Source organism: Nocardioides bruguierae, from assembly GCF_023554635.1.
Lineage (GTDB): Bacteria > Actinomycetota > Actinomycetes > Propionibacteriales > Nocardioidaceae > Nocardioides > Nocardioides bruguierae.
Genome location: NZ_JAMJPH010000042.1, coordinates 2,501 through 5,184 on the forward strand (window position 1 = coordinate 2,501; position 2,684 = coordinate 5,184).

Annotated in this window: 1 rRNA gene (cut by a window edge); it reads left to right on the forward strand. The window is 55.9% G+C overall.

Going from position 1 to position 2,684, the window contains the following annotated elements:
• Window positions 1–2,650, forward strand: a 23S ribosomal RNA gene (locus M8316_RS20290) (it extends 473 nt beyond the left edge of the window).
• Window positions 2,651–2,684: the final 34 nt, after the last annotated feature.

Consider the following 2,684-nt stretch of genomic DNA (forward strand, 5'->3'; position numbering starts at 1 on the left):
AAATCCTGTGTGAATCTGGCGGGACCACCCGTTAAGCCTAAATACTCCTTGATGACCGATAGCGGACCAGTACCGTGAGGGAAAGGTGAAAAGTACCCCTGGCGGGGAGTGAAATAGTACCTGAAACCGTGTGCCTACAATCCGTCGGAGCCCGGCTGCCCCTTGTGGGTGTTGGGGTGACGGCGTGCCTTTTGAAGAATGAGCCTGCGAGTTTGCGTTGTGTGGCGAGGTTAACCCGTGTGGGGTAGCCGTAGCGAAAGCGAGTCCGAAGAGGGCGAGATAGTCGCACGATCAAGACCCGAAGCGGAGTGATCTATCCATGGGCAGGTTGAAGCGCGGGTAAGACCGCGTGGAGGACCGAACCCACTTAGGTTGAAAACTGAGGGGATGACCTGTGGATAGGGGTGAAAGGCCAATCAAACTCCGTGATAGCTGGTTCTCCCCGAAATGCATTTAGGTGCAGCGTTACGTGTTTCTTGCCGGAGGTAGAGCACTGGATAGCCGATGGGCCCTACCAGGTTACTGACGTTAGCCAAACTCCGAATGCCGGTAAGTGAGAGCGTAGCAGTGAGACTGCGGGGGATAAGCTTCGTAGTCGAGAGGGAAACAGCCCAGACCATCAGCTAAGGCCCCTAAGCGGTGACTAAGTGGAAAAGGATGTGGAGTCGCATTGACAACCAGGAGGTTGGCTTGGAAGCAGCCACCCTTGAAAGAGTGCGTAATAGCTCACTGGTCAAGTGATTCCGCGCCGACAATGTAGCGGGGCTCAAGTCATCCGCCGAAGCTATGGCAGTCGCATGCTGGTGATTCAGTAACTCCTAACGGGGGTGTGGCTGGGTAGGGGAGCGTCGTGTCCCGGGTGAAGCTCCAGAGTGATCTAGGGGTGGATGGGGCACGAGTGAGAATGCAGGCATGAGTAGCGAATCGCGTGTGAGAAACACGCGCGCCGAATGATCAAGGGTTCCAGGGTCAAGCTAATCTGCCCTGGGTAAGTCGGGACCTAAGGCGAGGCCGACAGGCGTAGTCGATGGACAACGGGTTGATATTCCCGTACCGGCAAAGTAGCGCCCATGACGAGCCCGGTGATGCTAACCATCCGAAGCGCCGTGACTGCTTCCCTTCGGGGGAGTGGCGTGTGTGTGGAGCATGGGAACCGATCCGGTAGTAGTCAAGCGATGGGGTGACGCAGGAAGGTAGCCTGACCACAGCGATGGTTGTCTGTGGCTAAGTGTGTAGGGCGATGTGTAGGCAAATCCGCGCATCTTGTGCCTGAGACATGATGGGGACCCCGTATGGGGGAAGCAGGTGATCCTATGCTGTCGAGAAAAACCTCTAGCGAGCTATGCGCCGCCCGTACCCGAAACCGACTCAGGTGATCAGGTAGAGAATACCAAGGCGATCGAGCGAACCATGGTTAAGGAACTCGGCAAAATGCCCCCGTAACTTCGGGAGAAGGGGGGCCGGATCCGTGAACCACCTTGCGTGGGGAAGCGGTGATGGCCGCAGAGACCAGGCCCAAGCGACTGTTTACTAAAAACACAGGTCCGTGCGAAGTTGTAAGACGATGTATACGGACTGACTCCTGCCCGGTGCTGGAAGGTTAAGAGGACCGGTTAGATAGCAATATCGAAGCTGAGAATTTAAGCCCCAGTAAACGGCGGTGGTAACTATAACCATCCTAAGGTAGCGAAATTCCTTGTCGGGTAAGTTCCGACCTGCACGAATGGAGTAACGACTTGGGCGCTGTCTCAACCATGGACTCGGCGAAATTGCACTACGAGTAAAGATGCTCGTTACGCGCGGCAGGACGGAAAGACCCCGGGACCTTTACTATAGTTTGGTATTGGTGTTTGGTTCGGCTTGTGTAGGATAGGTGGGAGACTGTGAAGCATGCACGCCAGTGTGTGTGGAGTCGTCGTTGAAATACCACTCTGGTCGTACTAGATGTCTAACCTAGGTCCGTTATCCGGATCAGGGACAGTGCCTGATGGGTAGTTTAACTGGGGCGGTTGCCTCCCAAAGAGTAACGGAGGCGCTCAAAGGTTCCCTCAGCCTGGTTGGCAATCAGGTGGCGAGTGTAAGTGCACAAGGGAGCTTGACTGTGAGACAGACATGTCGAGCAGGGACGAAAGTCGGAACTAGTGATCCGGCCACGGCATGTGGAAGCGTGGTCGCTCAACGGATAAAAGGTACCCCGGGGATAACAGGCTGATCTTCCCCAAGAGTCCATATCGACGGGATGGTTTGGCACCTCGATGTCGGCTCGTCGCATCCTGGGGCTGGAGTAGGTCCCAAGGGTTGGGCTGTTCGCCCATTAAAGCGGCACGCGAGCTGGGTTTAGAACGTCGTGAGACAGTTCGGTCCCTATCCGCCGCGCGCGTAGGAAACTTGAGAAAGGCTGTCCCTAGTACGAGAGGACCGGGATGGACGAACCTCTGGTGTGCCAGTTGTACCGCCAGGTGCACGGCTGGTTGGCTACGTTCGGAAGTGATAACCGCTGAATGCATCTAAGCGGGAAGCACGTTTCAAGATGAGGTTTCCCACCGGGTTAACCGGGTAAGGCCCCCAGTAGATGACTGGGTTGATAGGCCGGAGGTGTACAGCAGTGATGCCCAGCCGACCGGTACTAATAGGCCGAGGGCTTGTCACCACACTCCTACACTGCACACACAAACAAACACACA